This window comes from Rhizobium sp. BR 315 (assembly GCF_050577975.1).
GTDB lineage: Bacteria > Pseudomonadota > Alphaproteobacteria > Rhizobiales > Rhizobiaceae > Rhizobium > Rhizobium miluonense.
The window spans coordinates 43,328-63,012 of sequence record NZ_JARWKZ010000014.1 but is presented as its reverse complement, the minus strand read 5'-3'; the positions used below and the strand labels follow the sequence as shown (position 1 = coordinate 63,012).

The following is a 19,685-nucleotide window of genomic DNA, read 5'->3' as shown; positions in this document are numbered from 1 at the left end:
GCAGCGTGGGTTGAATTCCAAGCGCCTTGCAATCGCCTTCAATTCGTCACACGCCTGTCATCTGGGTGAAGCAAAGAGGCTGCAGATCATGGCCGCGAGGTCGTGACGGGAAACGTTCGGCAACGCTTTCCGACGGGGCGTTCAAAGCATAGTTGGCCATAGTAAAAGCAAAAAAAAACAAGGCTATAAGCCTTGTTTTAAAGTATCGCGTGATCCTCATCCGTTACCGGGGCAGCGAACAAGCGCGCCTAAGATCTGATCCTCCCAAGACTTGACCGCGAAACGACAAGAATTTAGCCTTCTTGCCTCTTTTGTGAGCTAAAATTAGCTCAAACATTGAGCTTTGTCATCTGTTTTTTTGCTTTTTTGCTACAGTCGCGCAGATTTTTTCTGTTGACAGATTTTCGTCGTAAATCCTTATAAAAACGCATCTTTTCGGAATCGTGAAAATATGCCGCATCGCCTGCATCCTCGGGCGTTTGCCAAGTTCCCCTCATGGAGAATGCGGGTTTCCTTCCGGCGCCGAAGCAGTTATGAACGGCCTCTATACATAATTTGCTAACGATTCCGTATAGAGCGGATCGTCAAACCATCTGGAACAAGCGTCATGCGTCTGTCTCGTTACTTCATGCCCATTCTGAAGGAAAATCCTAAAGAGGCTGAAATTGTTTCTCATCGGCTCATGCTGCGTACCGGCATGATCCGCCAGCAGTCGCAAGGCATCTATTCCTGGTTGCCATTGGGCAAGCGTGTGCTCGACAAGGTCAACAGGATCATCCGCGAGGAGCAGAACCGCTCCGGCGCCATCGAGCTTTCGATGCCGACGCTGCAGTCGGCCGAACTCTGGCAGGAAAGCGGCCGCTACGACGCCTACGGCAAGGAAATGCTGCGCATCAAGGACCGGCAGGACCGGCCCATGCTCTACGGCCCGACCAACGAGGAGATGGTCACCGACATCTTCCGGTCCTACGTCAAGTCCTACAAGGACTTGCCGCTGAACCTTTATCATATCCAGTTGAAGTTCCGCGACGAGATCCGTCCTCGTTTCGGCACCATGCGCTCGCGCGAGTTCATGATGAAGGATGCCTACTCCTTCGATCTGACGCAGGAAGGCGCTGTCCATTCCTACAACAAGATGTTCGCCGCCTATCTGCGCACTTTCAATCGTCTCGGCTTGCGGGCTATCCCCATGCGCGCGGATACCGGTCCGATCGGCGGCAATCTCAGCCATGAATTCATCATTCTTGCCGATACCGGCGAGTCGGAAGTCTTCTGCCACAAGGATTTCGTCAATTTCAACATTCCCGGCGAAGACACGAATTTCGACGACGTCGCCGGTCTGAAGGGCATTTTCGACAAGTGGACCTCGGTCTATGCAGCCACTTCGGAAATGCATGACGAGGCTGCCTTCAATGCCATCCCGGAAGGCGAACGCCTGTCGGCGCGCGGTATCGAAGTCGGCCACATCTTCTACTTCGGCACGAAATATTCCGAGCCGATGGGTGCGAAAGTGCAGGGTCCGGACGGCAAGGAACACACTGTCCACATGGGATCTTACGGTATCGGCCCGACCCGCCTTGTTCCCGCCATCATCGAAGCATCGCATGACGAGAACGGAATCATCTGGCCTGCGTCGGTTGCGCCGTTCGATGTCGTGGTGATCAACATGAAGTCCGGCGACCAAGCTTGTGACGAGGCTTGCGAAACGGTCTATGCCGCTCTGTCGAAGGCCGGCAAGGATGTCCTGCTCGACGATCGCGACGATCGTGCCGGAACGAAGTTCGCGACGGCAGATCTGATCGGCGTGCCCGTGCAGATCATCGTCGGACCGCGTTCGATCGCGAGCGGCGAAGTGGAAGTGAAGGACCGCAAGACTGGCGCTCGCGAGACGATGACGGTTGAGGCAGCGATCAAGCGGCTGGCGGGCTGACGAGAGCATGATGCCGAAAAGTGTAGGCGGTTTTCGGACGACATCATGCTCTACTTCTTTGATTTAGAGTGGATTTCAGATTTTAGGTCGGATCGACCCAAAATCATCCGGCTCTAGCGATAGATAGGATGGAAGGCGAATGGCGGTGAGCGCGGCAGTGGAACAGCAGGAAAATTCGTTCAAGGCCGGCCCATCATCTCGTCCGTTTTCCGGATTCGAGCGGCTTGTGGCCTGGCGCTATCTGCGCTCCCGGCGCAGGGAGGCGTCCATCTCGGTCATTGCCGGCTTCTCGCTGGTCGGCATCATGCTCGGCGTTGCGGCGCTGATCATCGTCATGGCAGTCATGAATGGCTTCCGTGCGGAACTCTTCAAGCAGATCCTTGGGTTCAACGGCCATGTCGTCGTCCAGCCTATTGATTCGCCGCTGAACGATTATGCTGAGCTGGCGAAGAAGTTTTCCACCGTCCCCGGCGTCACCATGGTCTTGCCGCTCGTCGAAGGAGAGACGCTTGCGTCTGGCCGCGGCGGCTCGGGCACCGGCGCGCTGGTGCGCGGCATCCGCTCGGAGGATCTGACGAGGCTCAAATCGGTATCGGATCACGTCGTTTCCGGCGATATGGTCGGTTTTGCCTCCGGGCAAGGTGTGCTGATCGGCAGCCGCCTCGCGCGGCAGTTGGGCCTGACGGCCGGTGACCAGATCACACTGACGGCGCCGGATGGGGATGTCACGCCGTTCGGCGTCAATCCGCGCGTCAAGGCCTACACAATCTCAGGTATCTTCGAAGTTGGCATGTCGGAATATGATTCCTCCGTCGTCTTCATGCCGCTGGAGGAGGCGCAGGTCTTTTTCAATGCCCAGGGCATTGCTGAGAAGATAGAGCTCTTTATCACCAACCCTGATGATGTCGATCAGCTGCGACCAAAGATCGAAGAGGCGGCCGGGCGGCAGATCTTCCTGACCGACTGGCGGCAGGTCAACGCCACCTTCTTCTCGGCTCTGCAGGTCGAGCGCAATACGATGTTCATGATCCTGACGCTGATCGTCCTCGTCGCCGCACTGAACATTATTTCAGGCCTGATCATGCTGGTGAAGGATAAGGGCAGCGATATCGCCATCCTGCGCACCATGGGCGCGACGTCGGGCTCGATCATGCGTATCTTCTTCATGACGGGGGCGGCCATCGGTGTCGTCGGCACGCTTGCAGGCGTGATCCTTGGCGTCTTTGTCTGCCTGAACATCGAGTCCATCCGTCAGTTCTTCAGCTGGATTTCGGGTACGGTGATTTTCAATCCGGAAGTCTATTTCCTCAGCAAACTACCGGCCAAGATGAATATGAGTGAGACCATCTCCGTTATCGTGATGGCTCTGACGTTGTCTTTCCTTGCCACGATCTTTCCGGCCTGGCGTGCCTCGCGGCTCGATCCGGTGCAGGCGTTGCGCTACGAATAAGGAATCCGCATTTGATGAAACGCAACGTCGTTCTTCAGCTCTCTGGCGTGGAGCGTCATTATGGGCAGGGTGAGATGCGCCTGCCGATCTTGAAGAAAGCCGATTTTACCCTGCGTAGCGGCGAGATGGTCGCGCTTGTCGCGCCTTCCGGCACAGGAAAGTCGACGCTCCTGCATGTCGCCGGCCTGCTCGAGCACCCGGATGGCGGCGAGGTGCTCGTCAACGGCCAGGCTTGCGAAGCCTTGTCCGACGACAAGCGCACGGCCGTGCGCCGCAGCGAGATCGGTTTTGTCTATCAATTCCATCACCTGCTGCCGGAATTCTCGGCTCTTGAGAACATCATGATGCCGCAGCTCATTTCCGGTCTCTCCCGCAAGGATGCGAGCGCGCGGGCCGCTCAGCTTCTCGATTACATGCGCATCGGCCATCGCGCCGATCATCGTCCGGCCGAATTGTCTGGCGGCGAACAGCAGCGCGTCGCGATCGCCCGCGCCGTTGCCAACGCACCGCTGGTGCTGCTGGCGGACGAGCCCACCGGCAATCTCGATCCGGATACCGCGCATTACGTCTTCGATGCATTGGAAGCGCTGGTGCGCCAATCTGGCCTTGCGGCCCTGATCGCCACCCACAATCACGAACTCGCCGCCCGCATGGACCGCCGCGTCACGCTGAATGACGGCAAGGTGGTCGAGTTCTGATCGTTCGTTATGGAACGATCAAGCCGCCGCGATAATCCAGCTCATAGGCCTTGCGCTCTCCAACCATGATGGCCTCATGGCCGATAAAGTGGTCGCAAGCGCCGGTACTATGGTCGATATAGCGGCCATAAGCGTGTTCGAACTCATAGCCGCCGAGAAAGCGCTTTTCGTCCAGATAGAGACGCATGAGCGCCGCCTTGATGACCATGCCCGCGCGCGTCCCGTCGATCAGATCGGGCACGATGATACGACCGAAATAATTCATCGCCCAGATCGGCTCGCCATCGTACCAGACGATCTCCTGCCCGGCGAAATCCCTGCCGCCGAAATAGCTGTCGAGATAGCGCCAGCGGCCGCTGGCATAGCCGATGTCATGCGAGCCATTGCGGCAGGACGGCAGTCGCTCGCCGTCGCCGACATAGGTCTCGGCCTTGGCGATGACAATAAAATCGTTCAGCTCGGTAAGATCCGGCATGACGCTCTCCAATTCTGGTGAGCGGCTACAATGCCCGCGATCAGGCGGCTTGTAAAGAACAAAAAGAGAACGTTTGCAGCTATTCGCCGTTTCCGCAGGCCTTCTGGCCGATATCGTCCTGCCAGTCCTGGATGCTGACGGTCTTGGCCTCGGCTTTCAGCGTCTTGCCGTCCTTGGTCACTTTGCCTGTTAACACGTTGTAGTCGCAGTTATGGCTGTTATTCGGCTCGAGCGTATCGCGGGAATCGTAAGTGTAGCCGGCAACTACGAAATTGTTGTTGCGATAGGCAAGCGTCAGCGTTTGATGCCAGCGATCCCGCCCGATGGCATCATTCTGCGAGACGATCGCGATCGAACCGTTCGGCAGCGCCGAGATCGACGGTTCCTGGCCGACGATGCCGCCGGGCGCGACGCTGCCCCATATCTTGTTCGGAGCGCTTGCGGCGAGCTTCAGCAAGGAGTGTTCGTCATCGCGCAGATAGATATAGACGCCGATCGGGTTGTCGGCCTGATCGTCCTCGGCGCCTGCTGCGAGCAGGGCGAGATCCGGTTTGCCATCCTTGTTCCAGTCGCCGATCGCGGCGTCAATGATGCGGCCGGGCGCGGCGGTGTCGTCAGCATGAGCAATCGTTGCCGCCGAAAGAAGAATGAGAGCGCAGGCAAGTGATTTCATCGTAATGTCCCCGTTTGCTTCTGCATAGCGCCGGACCATTTCCGCGTCCATCCGCAGGCGGAAAAGTCGGGTGATGAATTTTATTGACACCTCTATTGACTCTCGAACAAAAATAGAACAAAAAGAAAACATAACGAGTAAGGAGAGCGTAAATGACCGATATCATTCGAGACGTTGCAGCATTCACCTCCATCGTCATGTTCGTTGCCAGCTTTTCCCTCATCATGATGGCGATGTGAATTTTATCCTCCATATGCACATGCTTGCTCCCGTATTTGATGGGAGCAACTTCTGGACTTTATGATCCGCAATGCCGAAAATAGCACTGATTCATTTTGGCATGCGGAAGGGTATGAGATGGCAGATGTAGGTGGCAGCGGCGCGGTTGCGCCGGTCGGCGAAATGCCGGAATTCGTACACCTGCGGGTTCATTCCGCCTATTCTCTGCTAGAGGGCGCACTGCCGCTCAAGAAGATACTGGCCAAGGCCGCCGGCGACAGTCAGCCGGCCATCGCAATCACCGATACCAATAACCTCTTCGTTGCGCTGGAATTCTCGCAGAAGGCGATGGACGAGGGCCTGCAGCCGATCATCGGCTGTCAGGTATCGATCGACATGGAAGATGGCGGCGAGGGCGAGAAACGCGGGCCGCAGCAGGCACTGGCGAAGCTGCCGTCGATCGTGCTGCTTGCCTCCACCGAGGAGGGCTATGAGCGCCTCGTCGATCTGGTGAGCCGCGCCTATCTCGGCGGCGAAGGCAATAGCGCCGTTCACATCACCACGTCATGGCTGGAGGAGATTGGCACGGAAGGCATGATCGCCCTGACAGGATCGTTGAGCGGGCCGGTCGACATGGCGCTGAAGGAAGGGCACTCCGGGCAGGGGCTCTCCCGGTTGCTGATGCTGAAGCGTCTCTTCGGCGACAGGCTTTATGTCGAGTTGCAGCGCCACGGCACCTATGATCGCCGCCACGAGCAGAAGATGATCGCGATGGCTTACGAGCATGACATTCCGCTCGTTGCGACCAACGAGGCCTTTTTCCCGACGCGTGACGATTATGACGCGCACGACGCGCTGATGGCCGTTGCCCACAATGCCATCGTCTCGGACGATACGCGTTTCCGCCTGACGCCGGATCACTATCTGAAGAGCCGCGCCGACATGGCGAAACTCTTCGCCAATCTGCCGGAGGCTTTGGAGAATACGGTCGAGATCGCCCGCCGCTGCTCCTTCGTCCTGAAGACGCGCAAGCCGATCCTGCCGCGCTTCACCGGCGCCACTGACGATGCGGAAGAGGCCGAACGCGCCGAGTCCGCGGAGCTGCGCGCCCAGGCAGTGGAAGGGCTCGACCACCGCCTGGCTTCGCTCGGCATGGCACCGGGTTACGAGGAAAGGGAGTATCGCGACCGGCTGGAATTCGAGCTCAGCGTCATCGAGCGCATGAAGTTCCCCGGCTACTTCCTGATCGTTGCCGACTTCATCAAATGGGCCAAGCGGCATGATATCCCGGTCGGCCCGGGTCGTGGTTCAGGTGCGGGCTCGCTGGTCGCCTATGCGCTGACCATCACCGACGTCGATCCGCTGCGCTTCTCGCTGCTGTTCGAGCGCTTCCTCAATCCGGAACGCGTCTCGATGCCGGACTTCGATATCGACTTCTGCCAGGATCGGCGCGAAGAGGTGATCCGCTATGTGCAGGCCAAGTATGGCCGCGAGCAGGTGGCGCAGATCATCACCTTCGGTTCGCTGCAGGCGCGCGCCGCCCTGCGCGACGTCGGTCGCGTGCTGGAAATGCCCTATGGCCAGGTCGACAAGATCTGCAAGCTGGTGCCGAACAATCCCGCCAATCCGACTCCGCTCAGCAAGGCAATCGAGGAGGAGCCGCGTCTGCAGGAGGAGGCGGACAAGGAGCCGGTGGTCGCCCGCCTGCTCGATATCGCCCAGAAGATCGAGGGCCTTTATCGCCATGCCTCGACGCATGCCGCCGGTATCGTCATCGGCGACCGGCCGCTTTCGAAGCTGGTGCCGATGTATCGCGATCCGCGCTCCGACATGCCGGTCACCCAGTTCAACATGAAATGGGTGGAGCAGGCCGGCCTCGTGAAGTTCGACTTCCTTGGCCTGAAGACCCTTACGGTTCTGAAGACGGCGGTCGATTTTGTCGCCAAGCGCGGCATCAGCATCGATCTCGCCAGCATCCCGCTCGACGACAAGAAGACCTATGACATGCTCTCGCGCGGCGAGACGGTTGGCGTGTTCCAGGTGGAAAGTGCGGGCATGCGCAAGGCTCTCATCGGCATGCGCCCGGACTGCATTGAGGACATCATCGCGCTTGTGGCGCTCTATCGGCCGGGTCCAATGGAGAACATCCCGGTCTATAACGCCCGCAAGCACGGCGAAGAAGAGATCGAGTCGATCCACCCGAAGATCGACTATCTCCTGAAGGAAACGCAGGGCGTTATCGTCTACCAGGAGCAGGTGATGCAGGTCGCCCAGGTGCTCTCGGGTTATTCGCTCGGTGAAGCCGATCTTCTGCGCCGCGCCATGGGTAAGAAGATCAAGGCGGAGATGGACCAGCAGCGCGAGCGCTTCGTCGATGGTGCCATCAAGAACGAGGTCTCGAAAGGGCAGGCAGACGTCATCTTCGATCTGCTCGCGAAATTCGCCAACTACGGCTTCAACAAGTCGCACGCCGCCGCCTACGCCATCGTCTCCTACCAGACCGCCTATATGAAGGCGCATTACCCGGTGGAGTTCCTGGCAGCGTCGATGACGCTCGATATGTCCAATACCGAAAAGGTCAACGACTTCCGTCAGGATGCCAAGCGCCTGGGCATCGAGGTCATTGCGCCTTCGGTACAGACCTCTTTCCGCCATTTCGAGACCGGCGACAACCGCATCTACTACGCGCTGGCCGCGATCAAGGGCGTCGGCGAATCCGCCGTCGACCATATCGTCGAAGTGCGCGGCGATCAGCCATTTGCCGGCATCGAGGACTTCTGCCTGCGCATCGATCCCAAGCAGATCAACCGCCGCGTTCTGGAAAGCCTGATCTGCGCCGGCGCCTTCGACTGCTTCGAAATCGACCGTGCGCAGCTGATCGCCGGCCTTGATCGCATCATGGGCTATGCCCAGGTGGCGCAGGAAAACAAGCGCAGCGGCCAGCATGACATGTTCGGGAGTGCGGCGTCAGGTCCGGAAAAGATCGTGTTCCCGCCCTATACGCCTTGGCTTGCCTCGGAGCGGCTGCTGCGCGAGTTCCAGGTGCTCGGCTTCTATCTGACGGCGCATCCGCTCGACACTTACAAGAGCGTGCTCGACAAGATGCGCGTGCAGCCCTTCGCCGATTTCTCCGCCGCGGTGAAGCAGGGCGCCAGCAACGGCCGCCTGGCTGGCACGGTGATCTCGAAGCAGGAGCGCAAGACCCGCACCGGTAATAAGATGGGCATCTTCGTCTTCTCCGATGCCTCGGGACAGTTCGAAGCCGTGCTCTTCTCCGAAACGCTCAACCAGTATCGCGACGTTCTCGAAGTCGGCAAATCCTTCGTCATCACCGCCCAGGCGGACGAGCGCCCGGAAGGCATCAGTTTGCGCCTGCAGACGGCGCAGTCGCTGGAGGAGAAATCGCTGCAGATGCAGAAGGCTCTGCGCGTCTATGTCCGCGATTCCGGGCCGCTGAAAGCCGTTGCCGCGCATCTGAATGCCAAGGGCGACGGCCTCGTCTCCTTCATCGTCATCAAGGAGGAAGGCTTGCGCGAGGTCGAGGTAGCACTGCCGGAGAAATATCGGATCACGCCGGAAATCGCAGCCGCGCTGCGTACGGCGCCGGGCGTGATCGACGTGGAGCTGGTCTAGAGCAATTCCAGGAAAAGTGCATGGCGGTTTTCCGTCCGGAATTGCGTAAAAGCGAAAAGGCTTTAGCCCTTCTTCCCGAGCGCGCCGTTATTGGTGATGGTGATGAAATCGGTTTCGTTCCCGGTTTCAGGTCCAACGCCGGTGTCGGAAATCGTCAGCGATGAGCCGGCCGTCAACAGATCCTCGATGCGATGGCGCACCTCGTCGGGAACGCTGATGCGGCTCAGCGCCTGTTCGGCCGCATCAAGCGATTGCGATTGCTCCTCGCTGGAAATGCCGTACCGCTTCTTTGCTTGCTTGCTCAGATCTTCTTCCAGGGTCATGCCGAACCAATCTGCCTTGCCGTTGATGCGGTCGATCGTGTTGGCGGTGAAGAAGTGCACGCCGAGTGCCTCCTGTGGCTCGGCGATGATGGCAGGCCCTTCAAAGAGTGGCTTGAAATTCTGACGGACCATGATTGCGCCGTTCGGTGGTTCGCCCTTGCCGGCGGCGGCATAGACCACCTTCATCAGGGCCGGGCTGACAAGATCGCCCATAGCTTTGATGTCATGTGCCTTCCTGAAGTCTTCGATCGCCTGCACCGTCGAAGGTCCGAGCATGCCGTCGGGCGTTCCGGTGATGAACCCCATTCCGTTCAGGAGGCCCTGGAGGTCGCGCACATTTTCGCGCAGGCCACGCCGGGTGATCAGGATGCTGAGCGGCGCGAGATCGGCAGGCGGCGCAACGATTTCCTGGGCCTTTGGTATCTTGATCGAGGTAACATCGTTCGTCGCAACCTGCAGGGATTGTCCCTGCTGCAGAAAGCTTGCAGTCATGGGGCGAAGTTCAATGCCAGAGAACAATGCCGGCGGTGGCGCGGCTTGCGGCTGGAACAGCATCGCGTTTTCGAAGGGCTGGGGCACCAGCGGCTGATCGGCGATGACGACATGCACGCCGCGCTCGGTCATCTGGTAGAGCATCTTGGCAAAGGCCTTCGGCATGCGCACGCAGCCGTGGGATGCAGGGTAATTCGGAACCGAGTTGGATTCGTGCAGTGCGATGCCCGACCACGTCAGCCTCTGCATGAAGGGCATGGGCGATGCCGAGTAGAGATTGGACTCGTGATAAACCTTCTTTTCCAGAATGGAGAAGATGCCGCTCGGCGTCGTATGGCCGCGCTTGCCGGTCGAGACCTTTGACGTCGCCACCACCTGGTCGCCGTCATAGACCGCAAGCGATTGCCTGTCCTTCGATACAACGATCTGCAGGGTGCGGGCATCCGACGCGGCAAAAGCAGGCTGGGAAAGGGCGGTGGCTGACAAAAGACCAAGCCCAAGCAACAAAAACGGCTTCATAGACACAAACCAAAACGCAATACTCGTAGCGCCCAACGTTAGACTTCGAAGTTTAAGGAAGACTTGCCGAAAAGCAGTGCCCTGTTGCTCCGGTGAAAGCGTCTGGCTGTTTGGTTATAGCCAAATGCGACATCGCCGAAGCGGAGCGGTCAAACTCTGCTTCGGCGATGACTGAAACGTTGATCTCCCGGGATCAGTGAGCGCTGGAGGCCACCCAGTTGTGCCAGTCCTGCTCGCTGCCATGGAAGGCGTTGAGGTCGATCTTGCCGTCGACGCCGTGGGAGACGCCCGAGCCGGAATACTGCCAGAACAGCCATTTGCGGCCGGGATAGACCTTGGACGGATGCGCGGCAACCGCGCGCAGCCAGAAGGGATAGCTGAGCAGCTCGCCGCTCAGATTGTCACGATAGAAATCCGGAGCGGTATAGACGATCGGGCGCTGGCCGTAGTGCCTTTCCAGCTTGTCCAGGAAGACCTGCATCTTGGCAAGCACCTGTTCGCGCGAGGGGCGTCGCTTGCAGCTCGACTCGCCGTTCCATTCCACGTCGATAACAGGCGGCAGCGCCCCGGCTTCCCTCGGAACATTGCGGATGAACCAATCGGCCTGTTCGCCGGCAGTCCGGCACCAATAGAAGAAATGGTAAGCGCCATGTTTCAGACCGGCTTGCTGGGCAGCCCGCCAGTTCTTCTTGAACATCGGATCGAGATGGTCGCCGCCATCCGTGGCCTTGATGTAAACGAAGTTCGCGCCCTGCGTGCGCAGCGTATCCCAGTCGATTTCGCCCTGCCAGCGCGAGACGTCGACGCCATGGACAGCAAGCTTGCGAGGCGACGTCGAGGAGCCGAAGTTGATCGGCTTGGCATCGCGGAAGCGATGGCCATAGATCTGCATCGGCTGCTGCCGCAGAGCGCGGGGGATCGGGTTCGACGGCGCGAGCATGGCGAGCGGCCGTTGCAACGGCACCGGAGCGTCGCCGCCGCCCTGGCTGGACGGCACGAATGCTTCCGGCCGGATGTCGGTCGGCATCGCGACTGCCAGAGCTTGTTGCCGCTCGACGCGTGAAACCGTTTCGCCGATTTCGACCGACGGCACCGCTCGGCCGGTCTTTGTGATCGAGCTGGTCATTTCTTTCGAAGGCAGGCTGGCTTGCGCGGCTTCGCGCTCACCCCGTGCGGTGCAGCCTGAGATCGTCAGACAGGCGAGAAAAATGGTCGATACAGCCGATAGACGCATAGGAACCCGTACGCAAAACACAATCGACGACGAATCCACGCCGCCCGCAAGTTACAGACTCTGAGTCCTAATGGAAATTTACCAAGAAAGTTTGAATCCGAGCTTTTCTCGCGCAAGGAATCGCGCACGTAAGCGGATTATTTCCTGGGCAGCCAAGTGTCACTTGATGGTGATCTACCGATAAGATGTTGTTATTTATGGCGTTTATCGCCGAATGTGTAACCGGTCTCGACCGTCTTGTTGCCGAATTTTTCTCGCAGCTTGTCCATTGCAGCCTCCGCAGCTGCTCGGCGCGTCGCCTGTTCGTCGATAAGATCGGGCGGATCCGCGCGCCCGGCATCGCCAAGATCGGTGACGCCGATGCCAATGAGGCGGAACCTCGTCCCGTCGGTCTCGGCTTCAAGCAGACGCAGACCGGTGCGGAAAATCCGGTCCGCCAGCTGGGTCGGATCCTCCAGGCGGCGATTGCGTGTCCTGCTCTTGAAATCTGAAGTCTTCAGTTTGAGGACGACGGTCTGGCCGGCGATGCCGCTGCGCTTCAGGCGCCGCGAAACCTTTTCGGAGAGATCGCGCAGGATCGGTACGAGATCGTCATGGCGGGAAATATCTTCGAAGAAGGTGGTTTCGGAAGACACGCTCTTTGCTGCTTCGTTCGGATGCACCGTCCGGTCGTCGATGCCGCGCGAGAGGCGGAAAAGCCGCTGCCCGATGATGCCATAGCGGCGCATGAGGTCGCCTTCCTCCATGCCCTGCAATTGGCCGATGGTGCGAATGCCATCGCTCTCGAGCGTTGCGGCAAAGGCTTTGCCGACGCCCCATATGATCGTGACCGGCCGCGGCTCCAGGAAGGAGAGCGCCTCTTCCCGTCCAATGACGGAAAAGCCGCGCGGCTTCTGCAGATCGGAGGCCACCTTGGCGAGGAATTTGCAATAGGAGAGGCCGACGGAGATGGTGATGCCGATTTCCTGTTCCACGCGCCGGGCGAATTTGGCGAGGATGCGGGCCGGCGGATCGTGATGGAGCCGCTGCGTGCCGTCGAGTTCCAGAAAGGCTTCGTCGATCGAAAGCGGCTGCACCAGGGGCGTCAGATCCTGCATCATGCCACGGACTTCCCGGCCGATGCGGACATATTTCTCCATGTTCGGGCGGATGACGACGGCTTGGGGGCAGGCTTCCAGCGCCTTGAACATCGGCATGGCCGATCGGACGCCGTGGATGCGGGCGATATAGCAGGCCGTTGAGACAACGCCGCGCTTGCCGCCGCCGATAATGACGGGCTTGTCGGCCAGCTCCGGATTGTCTCGTTTTTCTATCGACGCGTAGAAGGCGTCGCAGTCGATATGCGCCAACGTCAGGGCATAAAGTTCCCGATGGTAGAGGAGGCGAGGGCTGCCGCATGCCCGGCATCGCGTTCGCGCCGCCGATTGCTCGCTCAAGCAATCGCGACAGAAGCCGGGAGTTTTGTCGGGCGCATTGGTCATCGAATGAGAACAAAAATTGAACATCGCCACTTTATGTTCTAACTTTGCGAGTCTCAAGCTGGAAAGCAACAGGGAGGTAGGCGTGGAGAATTTGAACGTGCAATCGTTGACGCCGGATCGCTGGGACGATTTTGAGGCGCTCTTCGGGCCGAGTGGCGCCTGTTATGGCTGCTGGTGCACCCATTTCAGGGTTCCGACGTCACAGCGCAGGACAATGGATGGAGACGCAAAGAAGCGCTTCATGCAGGAGCGCATCGCCGCCGGACCGCCGCCCGGCCTTCTCGGCTATATCGGCGAGCGCCCGGTCGCATGGGTGCAGGTCGGTCCCCGTTCGGAGCTGCCGCAGTGGAACTCGCAGAAAACGGTATCGCGCCCGCTGGATCCAGCCGATGCAGAGGATAGCTCTGTCTGGGCCGTGAGCTGCTTCTTCATGAATGCGCATGATCGCGGCAGGGGATATAGTCATCGCATGCTCTCTGAAGCCGTGAATTTCGCCAGGGCTTCCGGCGCGCGCCTGCTCGAGGGCTGCCCGATCGAACGCACGAAGCAGTCGAAATCGGTCGGTCTCTATGTCGGTTCGCTGCGCATATTCGAGGCGGCCGGATTTTCCGAGATCGCCAAGCGCAAGGACGGGCGGCCATTGATGCGCCTCGTCCTCTGAAATGGGCGGCTGGTTTCAGCGGATGATATGGGCCCGAAGCAAGGGGGCCGCCTGGCTCCATTCGTTGGCTTCGCTGATACCCGCCGGTGCGGAGGGCGCCATGCGATGAACGATGGAATCCGGCTTCAGATTGATCAGGAGGCAATCCGGAACATGTTCGCTGACCGAATGCAGATTGTGGGCCATGTCGTCGACGAAGGCGACCGGCAAAGCGCGTTCTGCATGCAACGATCGTACGATCGGCCCTTTCGGCTGCAACGACGCGAGCAGGGGATAGGCGAGCCCCAGCCGATCCAGAAGGCGCCGCCGCTGAGCCCAGAATTGCGGCGGCATGGCCGTGAGGAAAACGATATCGGCATCCCTGGAGAAATCGCCAAGCGTATCGACAACCCGATCGAATGGCGTCTGCCACCGCTCTTGTGCTTCGAAGAAAGCGTCGATCAGCCGATGGACGTCTTTCTCCTCCAGCGCCGTTCCATTGAGCTTGGAAACGATGTTGCCGGTCAGCCGGAAGGATCGCGGCAGGAATTCATGACCCTCGCCATCAAGGAAAGTCAGGAAAGGCGCAAAGAAATGCAATACGACGTCATCGACATCGCAGACGATCAGAGGCCGATCCTGGAGGCGGATATGCGATGTATCGAATTCGAGCGCAGCATCCATCGTCAATATTCTCCGGAAGCGAGGCCAGGCGGCGAAAAATGCGCCGACGCGGCAGCAACAGCTTCGGGCGGAATGCCGCTTGCTTCGCAGAAGGCCAGCAATGTCGGCTCGTGGTGCATCAGGAAGTCCAGCATGCCCGCAAGAAAGGCGGGCTCGTTGATCGCGTTGCGCACCTGTGCCGGCTCGACGCCGGTAAGCGCCAGAAAGCGGCTGAACATATCCGGTTCATTGGCCAGCCAGCCGAGTACGGCAATGGCTGTCTCTTGCGGCTCAGCCGCATTCTTCTTCGGGTTCTTGAAGTTACTTTGCATTTTGAAGGGTGAGTTACCTATTTTTCAACCAAATCCCGGTAGTATGCGATTCAAGTATTTGTGGAATCGGTTCCTCGCGACCCTATATTTCGAGAGAATGGATGCAATACCGGATGCAGGGACATTTCTCCATGCCTAAACAGGTAATGATTGTAGAAGACAATGAGCTCAATATGAAGCTCTTTCGCGATCTGATCGAGGCGTCCGGCTATACGACGATCCAGACCCGGAACGGCATGGAAGCGCTTGATCTCGCGCGCAAGCATCGCCCGGACCTGATCCTCATGGATATCCAGCTTCCGGAGGTTTCCGGCCTGGAAGTCACTAAATGGCTCAAGGAAGACGACGATCTGCACGTCATCCCGGTGATCGCGGTCACCGCTTTCGCGATGAAGGGCGACGAGGAACGCATTCGCCAGGGCGGATGTGAAGCCTATGTCTCGAAGCCGATTTCCGTGCCGAAATTTATCGAGACGATCAAGACCTATCTTGGCGACGCCTGAAGATGGGAAGGGAATGATGACAGCGCGCATCCTGGTAGTCGACGATATCCCCGCCAACGTAAAGCTTCTGGAAGCACGGCTGCTGGCCGAATATTTCGAAGTGCTGACGGCCGAAGACGGTCTGAAGGCGCTCGACATCTGTGCGAGCACGCAGGTCGATTTGATCCTTCTGGATATCATGATGCCAGGCATGGATGGCTTTGAGGTGTGCGAGCGCCTGAAATCCGATCCCCGCACCGCCCACATACCCGTGGTCATGGTGACTGCGCTCGATCAGCCCGCCGACCGTGTGCGTGGCCTGAAGGCCGGTGCCGACGATTTCCTGACCAAGCCGGTCAACGACCTGCAGCTCATCTCACGCGTCAAGAGCTTGTTGCGCCTGAAGACGCTGAGCGATGAACTGCATATGCGCAACGAGACCGCGCGCAACTTCGGCATCGACGATCTGCTGCGCGCCGGCGATGGCCGCGCGGAAGAGGTCGGGCAGGTGCTTCTGGTCGACGGCCGCGCCAATTCGCAGGAACGAATCATTCGCACGCTCAAGCCGATTGCCCATGTCGTCGCCATGTCCGACCCGCAGGCGGCCTTGTTCGAAGCGGCGGAGCGGCCATTCGAGCTCGTGATCGTGAATTCGAATTTCGACGACCACGATCCGCTGCGGCTCTGCTCCCAGCTTCGCTCGCTGGAGCGTACGCGCTTTCTCCCCGTTCTGCTGGTGACCGAGCAGGGTGCGGATGAGATGATCATTCGCGCTCTCGATCTGGGCGTCAACGATTACATCGTTCGGCCGCTCGATCCGAACGAGCTGGTGGCTCGCTGCCTGACGCAGATACGCCGCAAACGCTATAATGACCGTTTGCGCGCCAGCGTGCAGCACACCATCGAGCTTGCCGTCACCGATGCGCTCACCGGTCTGAACAACAGGCGGTATCTGGATAACCATCTGAAGATCCTTTTCGATCGGTCGCTGGCGCGGGCACGGCCGCTCTCCGTCCTCATCGCCGATATCGATCGCTTCAAGCTGGTCAACGACACCTATGGCCATGATGCCGGTGACGAAGTGCTCAAGGAGTTCGCCACCCGCATCCGCTCCACCGTACGCGGCGCCGATCTCGCTTGTCGCTACGGCGGCGAAGAGTTCGTCGTTGTCATGCCGGACACACCCGCCGATATTGCTGCCGGCGTCGCCGAACGGCTGCGCGCTGCGGTAGAAAATATGCCGGTGCGGCTGAGGGATAGCGGCGTGGCGCTTAACATTACCGCCTCGTTCGGAATCTCGTGTCGTTTGGAGACAGTGGAGTCGCCGGAGCAGTTGATGAAGCAGGCCGATCGCGCGCTCTATGAGGCGAAAAGAGCAGGGCGCAACCGAGTTGTCGCGTCAGCTGCCTGACCGGAAATGGGCCATTATAGGTAAGTTTCCCAGTGAATATTTGGGGGGATTCCTGAAGTTTTGAACGGGGCCCAAATGTTTTTGAACTTCATATTCTGGCCATAGCAGTTTCGGTCTCGTGAAAAATAACTCTCTTAGTTTTACTTATTGTTAGAGTGACAGTTGGTTGTTGTGGAGGTTGTTTTAACATATGTCGTATAAGTTGTTATAAAAGTCAGATTTATTTTCATTACTTTGATGGTCTTCGTGAAGATTGGCTGATTAATAGTCAAAATTTGCTTGTATGTGCGAATATTCTTAAGTATATGTATTTATAATTTGCCATTTATACGATGGTTTCATTTTTATTATTTGTATATTTTCAAATTTAATTTGTTAATTCTATAGAAAATTCTGCCGCCGAAGATGTGAATTTTAACCATCCGCGCAGACAGGTATTTTTCATCATTAAGAATTTGTTGATTTTCTTCCGATTTCGCGCGAATTTAGTCTCGTACAGAGACAGCCCCTAAGGGTTTCGAGATACCCCATGATGCTCAGGTCCGCCGCATCTCCTGGGTCGTGGGGTCGGTCGGCTGGCAGGCAAGAGATAACGGTTCCTCGTGCCGTTTTGCATGCTAGCCGGCCCCCAACTCAAAACGCCGCTCTTCGTTTTTCGAAGGCGGCGTTTTTCTTTGAGGCAACCAGGCAATCTCTTTTGTAGTGCGTCTCGAATGGAAACGCTCGGCTGAGCTTGGAGCCGGAAAATGGCTGCAAAACAAAAAAGGCGCTAGCCAGCAGGCAGCGCCTTTTCAAAACCCTAGGTTTAGGAAACTTACTTGATCTTCGTTTCCTTGAACTCGACGTGCTTCTTAGCAACCGGGTCGTACTTCGTCTTCGTCATCTTGTCCGTCATCGTACGGCTGTTCTTCGTCGTGACGTAGAAGAAACCGGTGTCGGCCGTCGACAGCAGCTTGATCTTGATGGTGGTAGCCTTGGCCATGGTCGTCCTGCCTTTAATAAAAATGAACGCCGTGGACGGCCAGTGCGGAGGTCCACGGCGAATTCTGGCGCGAAACTACAAATCGCGCCCGAAAAGTCAACCCCTGTTGCCCATGAAAAGCAGCCGTATCCCCGAAAGCAGGACATAAAGGCCAAAGAAAAAGGCAACAGCCCAGGCAAAGCCGCTAGGATTAGCCAAATCCATGGCCGTGCCGATCGTCGGCGGGCCGAGAACCATGCCGATGGCATAGCAGAAGACGAAGGCTGCATTGGCCGCCACAAGGTCTGCGCCAGTCAGCCGCGTGCCCAGATGGCTGAGTCCGACCGTGTACATGCCGGAGACACAGCCACCCCAGAAGAGCAGAATGACGGCGAGAATGATCCAGTTCGAGGAGAGAGACGGCAGCAGCAGCGCGCCCACAAGGCCGATAATGGCCATGATCGACAACAAGGGCCGCTTGTCGCGCATACGGTCTGCAAGCAGCCCAAGCGGGATCTGAAAGACGAAATTGCCGACGCCCATGACGGTCAGCAGCAGCGCTGCTTGTGATTCGTTGAAGCCCAACCGCGTCGCGTAGCTGGTGAACAGGGAGCCGCCACCGACGGTGACGGCGCCGAACACGAAAACCGCAGCCGTCGCCGTCGGGACCAGGAAGATATAGCGTACGAAATGCAGTTCGGGCTTCTCGTCGATGAGCGGGCTTTCATTGCGGGCGATGAAGATCGGAATGGCGGCCGCCAGGATGATGCAGGCGCCGATGACAAAGGGCATGAGCCCTTCGCTGCCGACAAGCGAGAAGAGCAGGGGGCCGGCCGCAAAGCCGAGGGAGAAGACCGTGGAATACAGACCGAGCACGAAGCCGCGCTTGGAAGGCGGCGAGGCGGCATTGATCCAGAATTCCGACAGGATGAACAGCGTCGTCGTCGATCCGTGGAAGACGATGCGCAGCGGGAACCACAGGAGCAGGTTTTCCGCGTAGTAGAAGCCCAGCGAGCTCAGCGCGGAGAGTATGACGGCCCAGATCATCGTCTGTACGACGCCGAAACGATGCGCGAGTTTTGTCGTAATGATCGCGGCAAGCATGGCAGCTACGCCCATCATTGCCGTGTTCAGCCCGATCAGGCTCGAGGGTACGCCGCGTTTTTCCAGAATGATGCTGAGAAGCGGCAGGCCCAGGCCGATGGCAATGCCCACGGCGGACACCGACGCGATGGCTGCGACGAGCGAAGGCCAGTGAATCTCTTCGACATGGCCGGCCTTGTCGTTCGTCGGTTCAAGCATAAACGGATCCTTGGAGCGCATGGCAGGCGAATCGATCGGGACGTGGGAAACAGAAAGGCACGGCTCGGCCAAATTCAGGTGACGGGTCGGCTTTCATAAGATCGGTCATATTCCCGCAATGATCCTTTCGACGCCCGGCATGTTCAGACAAGAAATGGCGCTGATGTCAAGCCGTTGCCGGCAAAGCAATTCTTGCGAATCGCGAATATGCGACGAATCGATACCGGTTCTCGATAGAAAGCTGCGGCAATACGAAATGGCCGCGGCCAGTTGGGCGACCGTTGACACAGGCTGGCCAATATGGTCACGACCGGTTGTTTCCTTGGTCCCGTTCGTCCGGGCTGTCGTCATGGCCGCCGAAGCCATGCATGCGCAACGCCCATTGCAGGCCGATAACGCCGCCCTTGATGGGTTGTATGATGGCAAGTGCCGCGATGACGGTAATGGGAGCCCAGACGGCGAGATGCGCCCACATTGGCAGGCTGAAGGCCATATCCGTCATCATGTAGCCGCCAACGATGAGATGACCGAGAACGAAGATCACGAGGTAGGGCGGCAGGTCGTCTGCACGCTGATGAAAGATCTCTTCGTTGCACACGGCACAATGATCGACCGGCTTCAGGAAGGCGCCGAAGAGCTTACCCGTACCGCAGCGCGGACAGCGATTGAGCATGCCCCGGGAAATCGATCGGCCGAGCGGGCGTTCGTTTTCATCGGAGCCGCCATAGCGGATGGGGGAATCGGATGGACTGCCCGTCATGAATGCT

General features: G+C 58.5%; 17 protein-coding genes. 7 read left to right on the top strand and 10 right to left on the bottom strand.

All coding sequences use genetic code 11. From position 1 onward, the window contains the following. Positions 1 to 607 precede the first annotated feature (607 nt). The 3 genes from proS to QD409_RS16145 all read left to right on the top strand — a co-directional run bounded on the left by proS (position 608) and on the right by QD409_RS16145 (position 4,078). Positions 608 to 1,930, top strand: a complete 1,323-nt coding sequence (gene proS, locus QD409_RS16155) for a proline--tRNA ligase (protein ID WP_430763093.1) — start codon at positions 608 to 610, stop codon at positions 1,928 to 1,930. A 139-nt stretch (positions 1,931 to 2,069) separates the two neighbouring features. Then, on the top strand, positions 2,070 to 3,380 hold the full coding sequence (locus QD409_RS16150; protein WP_430763092.1) for a lipoprotein-releasing ABC transporter permease subunit: 1,311 nt from the start codon (positions 2,070 to 2,072) through the stop codon (positions 3,378 to 3,380). 14 nt (positions 3,381 to 3,394) lie between these two features. Further along, positions 3,395 to 4,078 carry an ABC transporter ATP-binding protein gene (locus QD409_RS16145; protein ID WP_092844840.1) on the top strand — a complete coding sequence of 228 codons (684 nt, stop codon included), beginning with the start codon at positions 3,395 to 3,397 and terminating at the stop codon, positions 4,076 to 4,078. A gap of 7 nt (positions 4,079 to 4,085) precedes the next feature. Here QD409_RS16145 and QD409_RS16140 read toward each other — a convergent pair whose 3' ends face one another. Then, positions 4,086 to 4,553 (bottom strand): DUF5680 domain-containing protein, encoded by a 468-nt coding sequence (locus tag QD409_RS16140; protein ID WP_430763091.1) that lies wholly within the window; start codon positions 4,551 to 4,553, stop codon positions 4,086 to 4,088. Between the two features lie 79 nt (positions 4,554 to 4,632). Beyond that, a complete protein-coding gene (locus QD409_RS16135) occupies positions 4,633 to 5,226 on the bottom strand; it encodes a hypothetical protein (RefSeq protein WP_430763090.1) in 594 nt (197 codons plus the stop codon). A gap of 357 nt (positions 5,227 to 5,583) precedes the next feature. On the opposite strand from QD409_RS16135, the gene dnaE reads away from it, so the two are divergent. Further along, a complete protein-coding gene (gene dnaE, locus QD409_RS16130) occupies positions 5,584 to 9,078 on the top strand; it encodes a DNA polymerase III subunit alpha (RefSeq protein WP_430763089.1) in 3,495 nt (1,164 codons plus the stop codon). 62 nt (positions 9,079 to 9,140) lie between these two features. Here dnaE and QD409_RS16125 read toward each other — a convergent pair whose 3' ends face one another. The 3 genes from QD409_RS16125 to QD409_RS16115 form a co-directional block, all read right to left on the bottom strand. Continuing rightward, on the bottom strand, positions 9,141 to 10,412 hold the full coding sequence (locus QD409_RS16125; RefSeq protein ID WP_430763088.1) for a L,D-transpeptidase family protein: 1,272 nt from the start codon (positions 10,410 to 10,412) through the stop codon (positions 9,141 to 9,143). A 193-nt stretch (positions 10,413 to 10,605) separates the two neighbouring features. Continuing rightward, positions 10,606 to 11,646 (bottom strand): glycoside hydrolase family 25 protein, encoded by a 1,041-nt coding sequence (locus tag QD409_RS16120; RefSeq protein ID WP_092844848.1) that lies wholly within the window; start codon positions 11,644 to 11,646, stop codon positions 10,606 to 10,608. Between the two features lie 191 nt (positions 11,647 to 11,837). Continuing rightward, positions 11,838 to 13,127, bottom strand: coding sequence for a DNA polymerase IV (locus tag QD409_RS16115; protein ID WP_430763087.1), 1,290 nt, complete (start codon positions 13,125 to 13,127; stop codon positions 11,838 to 11,840). 82 nt (positions 13,128 to 13,209) lie between these two features. On the opposite strand from QD409_RS16115, the gene QD409_RS16110 reads away from it, so the two are divergent. After that, on the top strand, positions 13,210 to 13,788 hold the full coding sequence (locus QD409_RS16110) for a GNAT family N-acetyltransferase (protein WP_430763086.1): 579 nt from the start codon (positions 13,210 to 13,212) through the stop codon (positions 13,786 to 13,788). A gap of 15 nt (positions 13,789 to 13,803) precedes the next feature. On the opposite strand, the gene QD409_RS16105 is transcribed toward QD409_RS16110, so the two are convergent. Together QD409_RS16105 and QD409_RS16100 are read right to left on the bottom strand one after the other, a co-directional pair. After that, on the bottom strand, positions 13,804 to 14,451 hold the full coding sequence (locus QD409_RS16105; RefSeq protein ID WP_430763085.1) for a hypothetical protein: 648 nt from the start codon (positions 14,449 to 14,451) through the stop codon (positions 13,804 to 13,806). A gap of 2 nt (positions 14,452 to 14,453) precedes the next feature. Continuing rightward, positions 14,454 to 14,762 carry a DUF3572 domain-containing protein gene (locus tag QD409_RS16100; protein WP_092844854.1) on the bottom strand — a complete coding sequence of 103 codons (309 nt, stop codon included), beginning with the start codon at positions 14,760 to 14,762 and terminating at the stop codon, positions 14,454 to 14,456. A gap of 131 nt (positions 14,763 to 14,893) precedes the next feature. Here QD409_RS16100 and QD409_RS16095 point away from each other — a divergent pair, with 131 nt between their 5' ends. Further along, complete coding sequence (locus tag QD409_RS16095; protein WP_028754034.1) at positions 14,894 to 15,265, top strand: response regulator; 372 nt, start codon at positions 14,894 to 14,896, stop codon at positions 15,263 to 15,265. Positions 15,266 to 15,281: 16 nt separating this feature from the next. Continuing rightward, positions 15,282 to 16,655 carry a PleD family two-component system response regulator gene (locus tag QD409_RS16090; RefSeq protein ID WP_092845257.1) on the top strand — a complete coding sequence of 458 codons (1,374 nt, stop codon included), beginning with the start codon at positions 15,282 to 15,284 and terminating at the stop codon, positions 16,653 to 16,655. An 814-nt stretch (positions 16,656 to 17,469) separates the two neighbouring features. Here QD409_RS16090 and rpmG read toward each other — a convergent pair. From rpmG to QD409_RS16075, 3 genes are all read right to left on the bottom strand, one after another. Continuing rightward, complete coding sequence (gene rpmG, locus QD409_RS16085; RefSeq protein WP_003547442.1) at positions 17,470 to 17,637, bottom strand: 50S ribosomal protein L33; 168 nt, start codon at positions 17,635 to 17,637, stop codon at positions 17,470 to 17,472. Positions 17,638 to 17,733: 96 nt separating this feature from the next. Further along, complete coding sequence (locus QD409_RS16080; RefSeq protein ID WP_092845259.1) at positions 17,734 to 18,918, bottom strand: MFS transporter; 1,185 nt, start codon at positions 18,916 to 18,918, stop codon at positions 17,734 to 17,736. Between the two features lie 304 nt (positions 18,919 to 19,222). Next, positions 19,223 to 19,678, bottom strand: a complete 456-nt coding sequence (locus QD409_RS16075) for a DUF983 domain-containing protein (RefSeq protein WP_092844856.1) — start codon at positions 19,676 to 19,678, stop codon at positions 19,223 to 19,225. Positions 19,679 to 19,685: the final 7 nt, after the last annotated feature.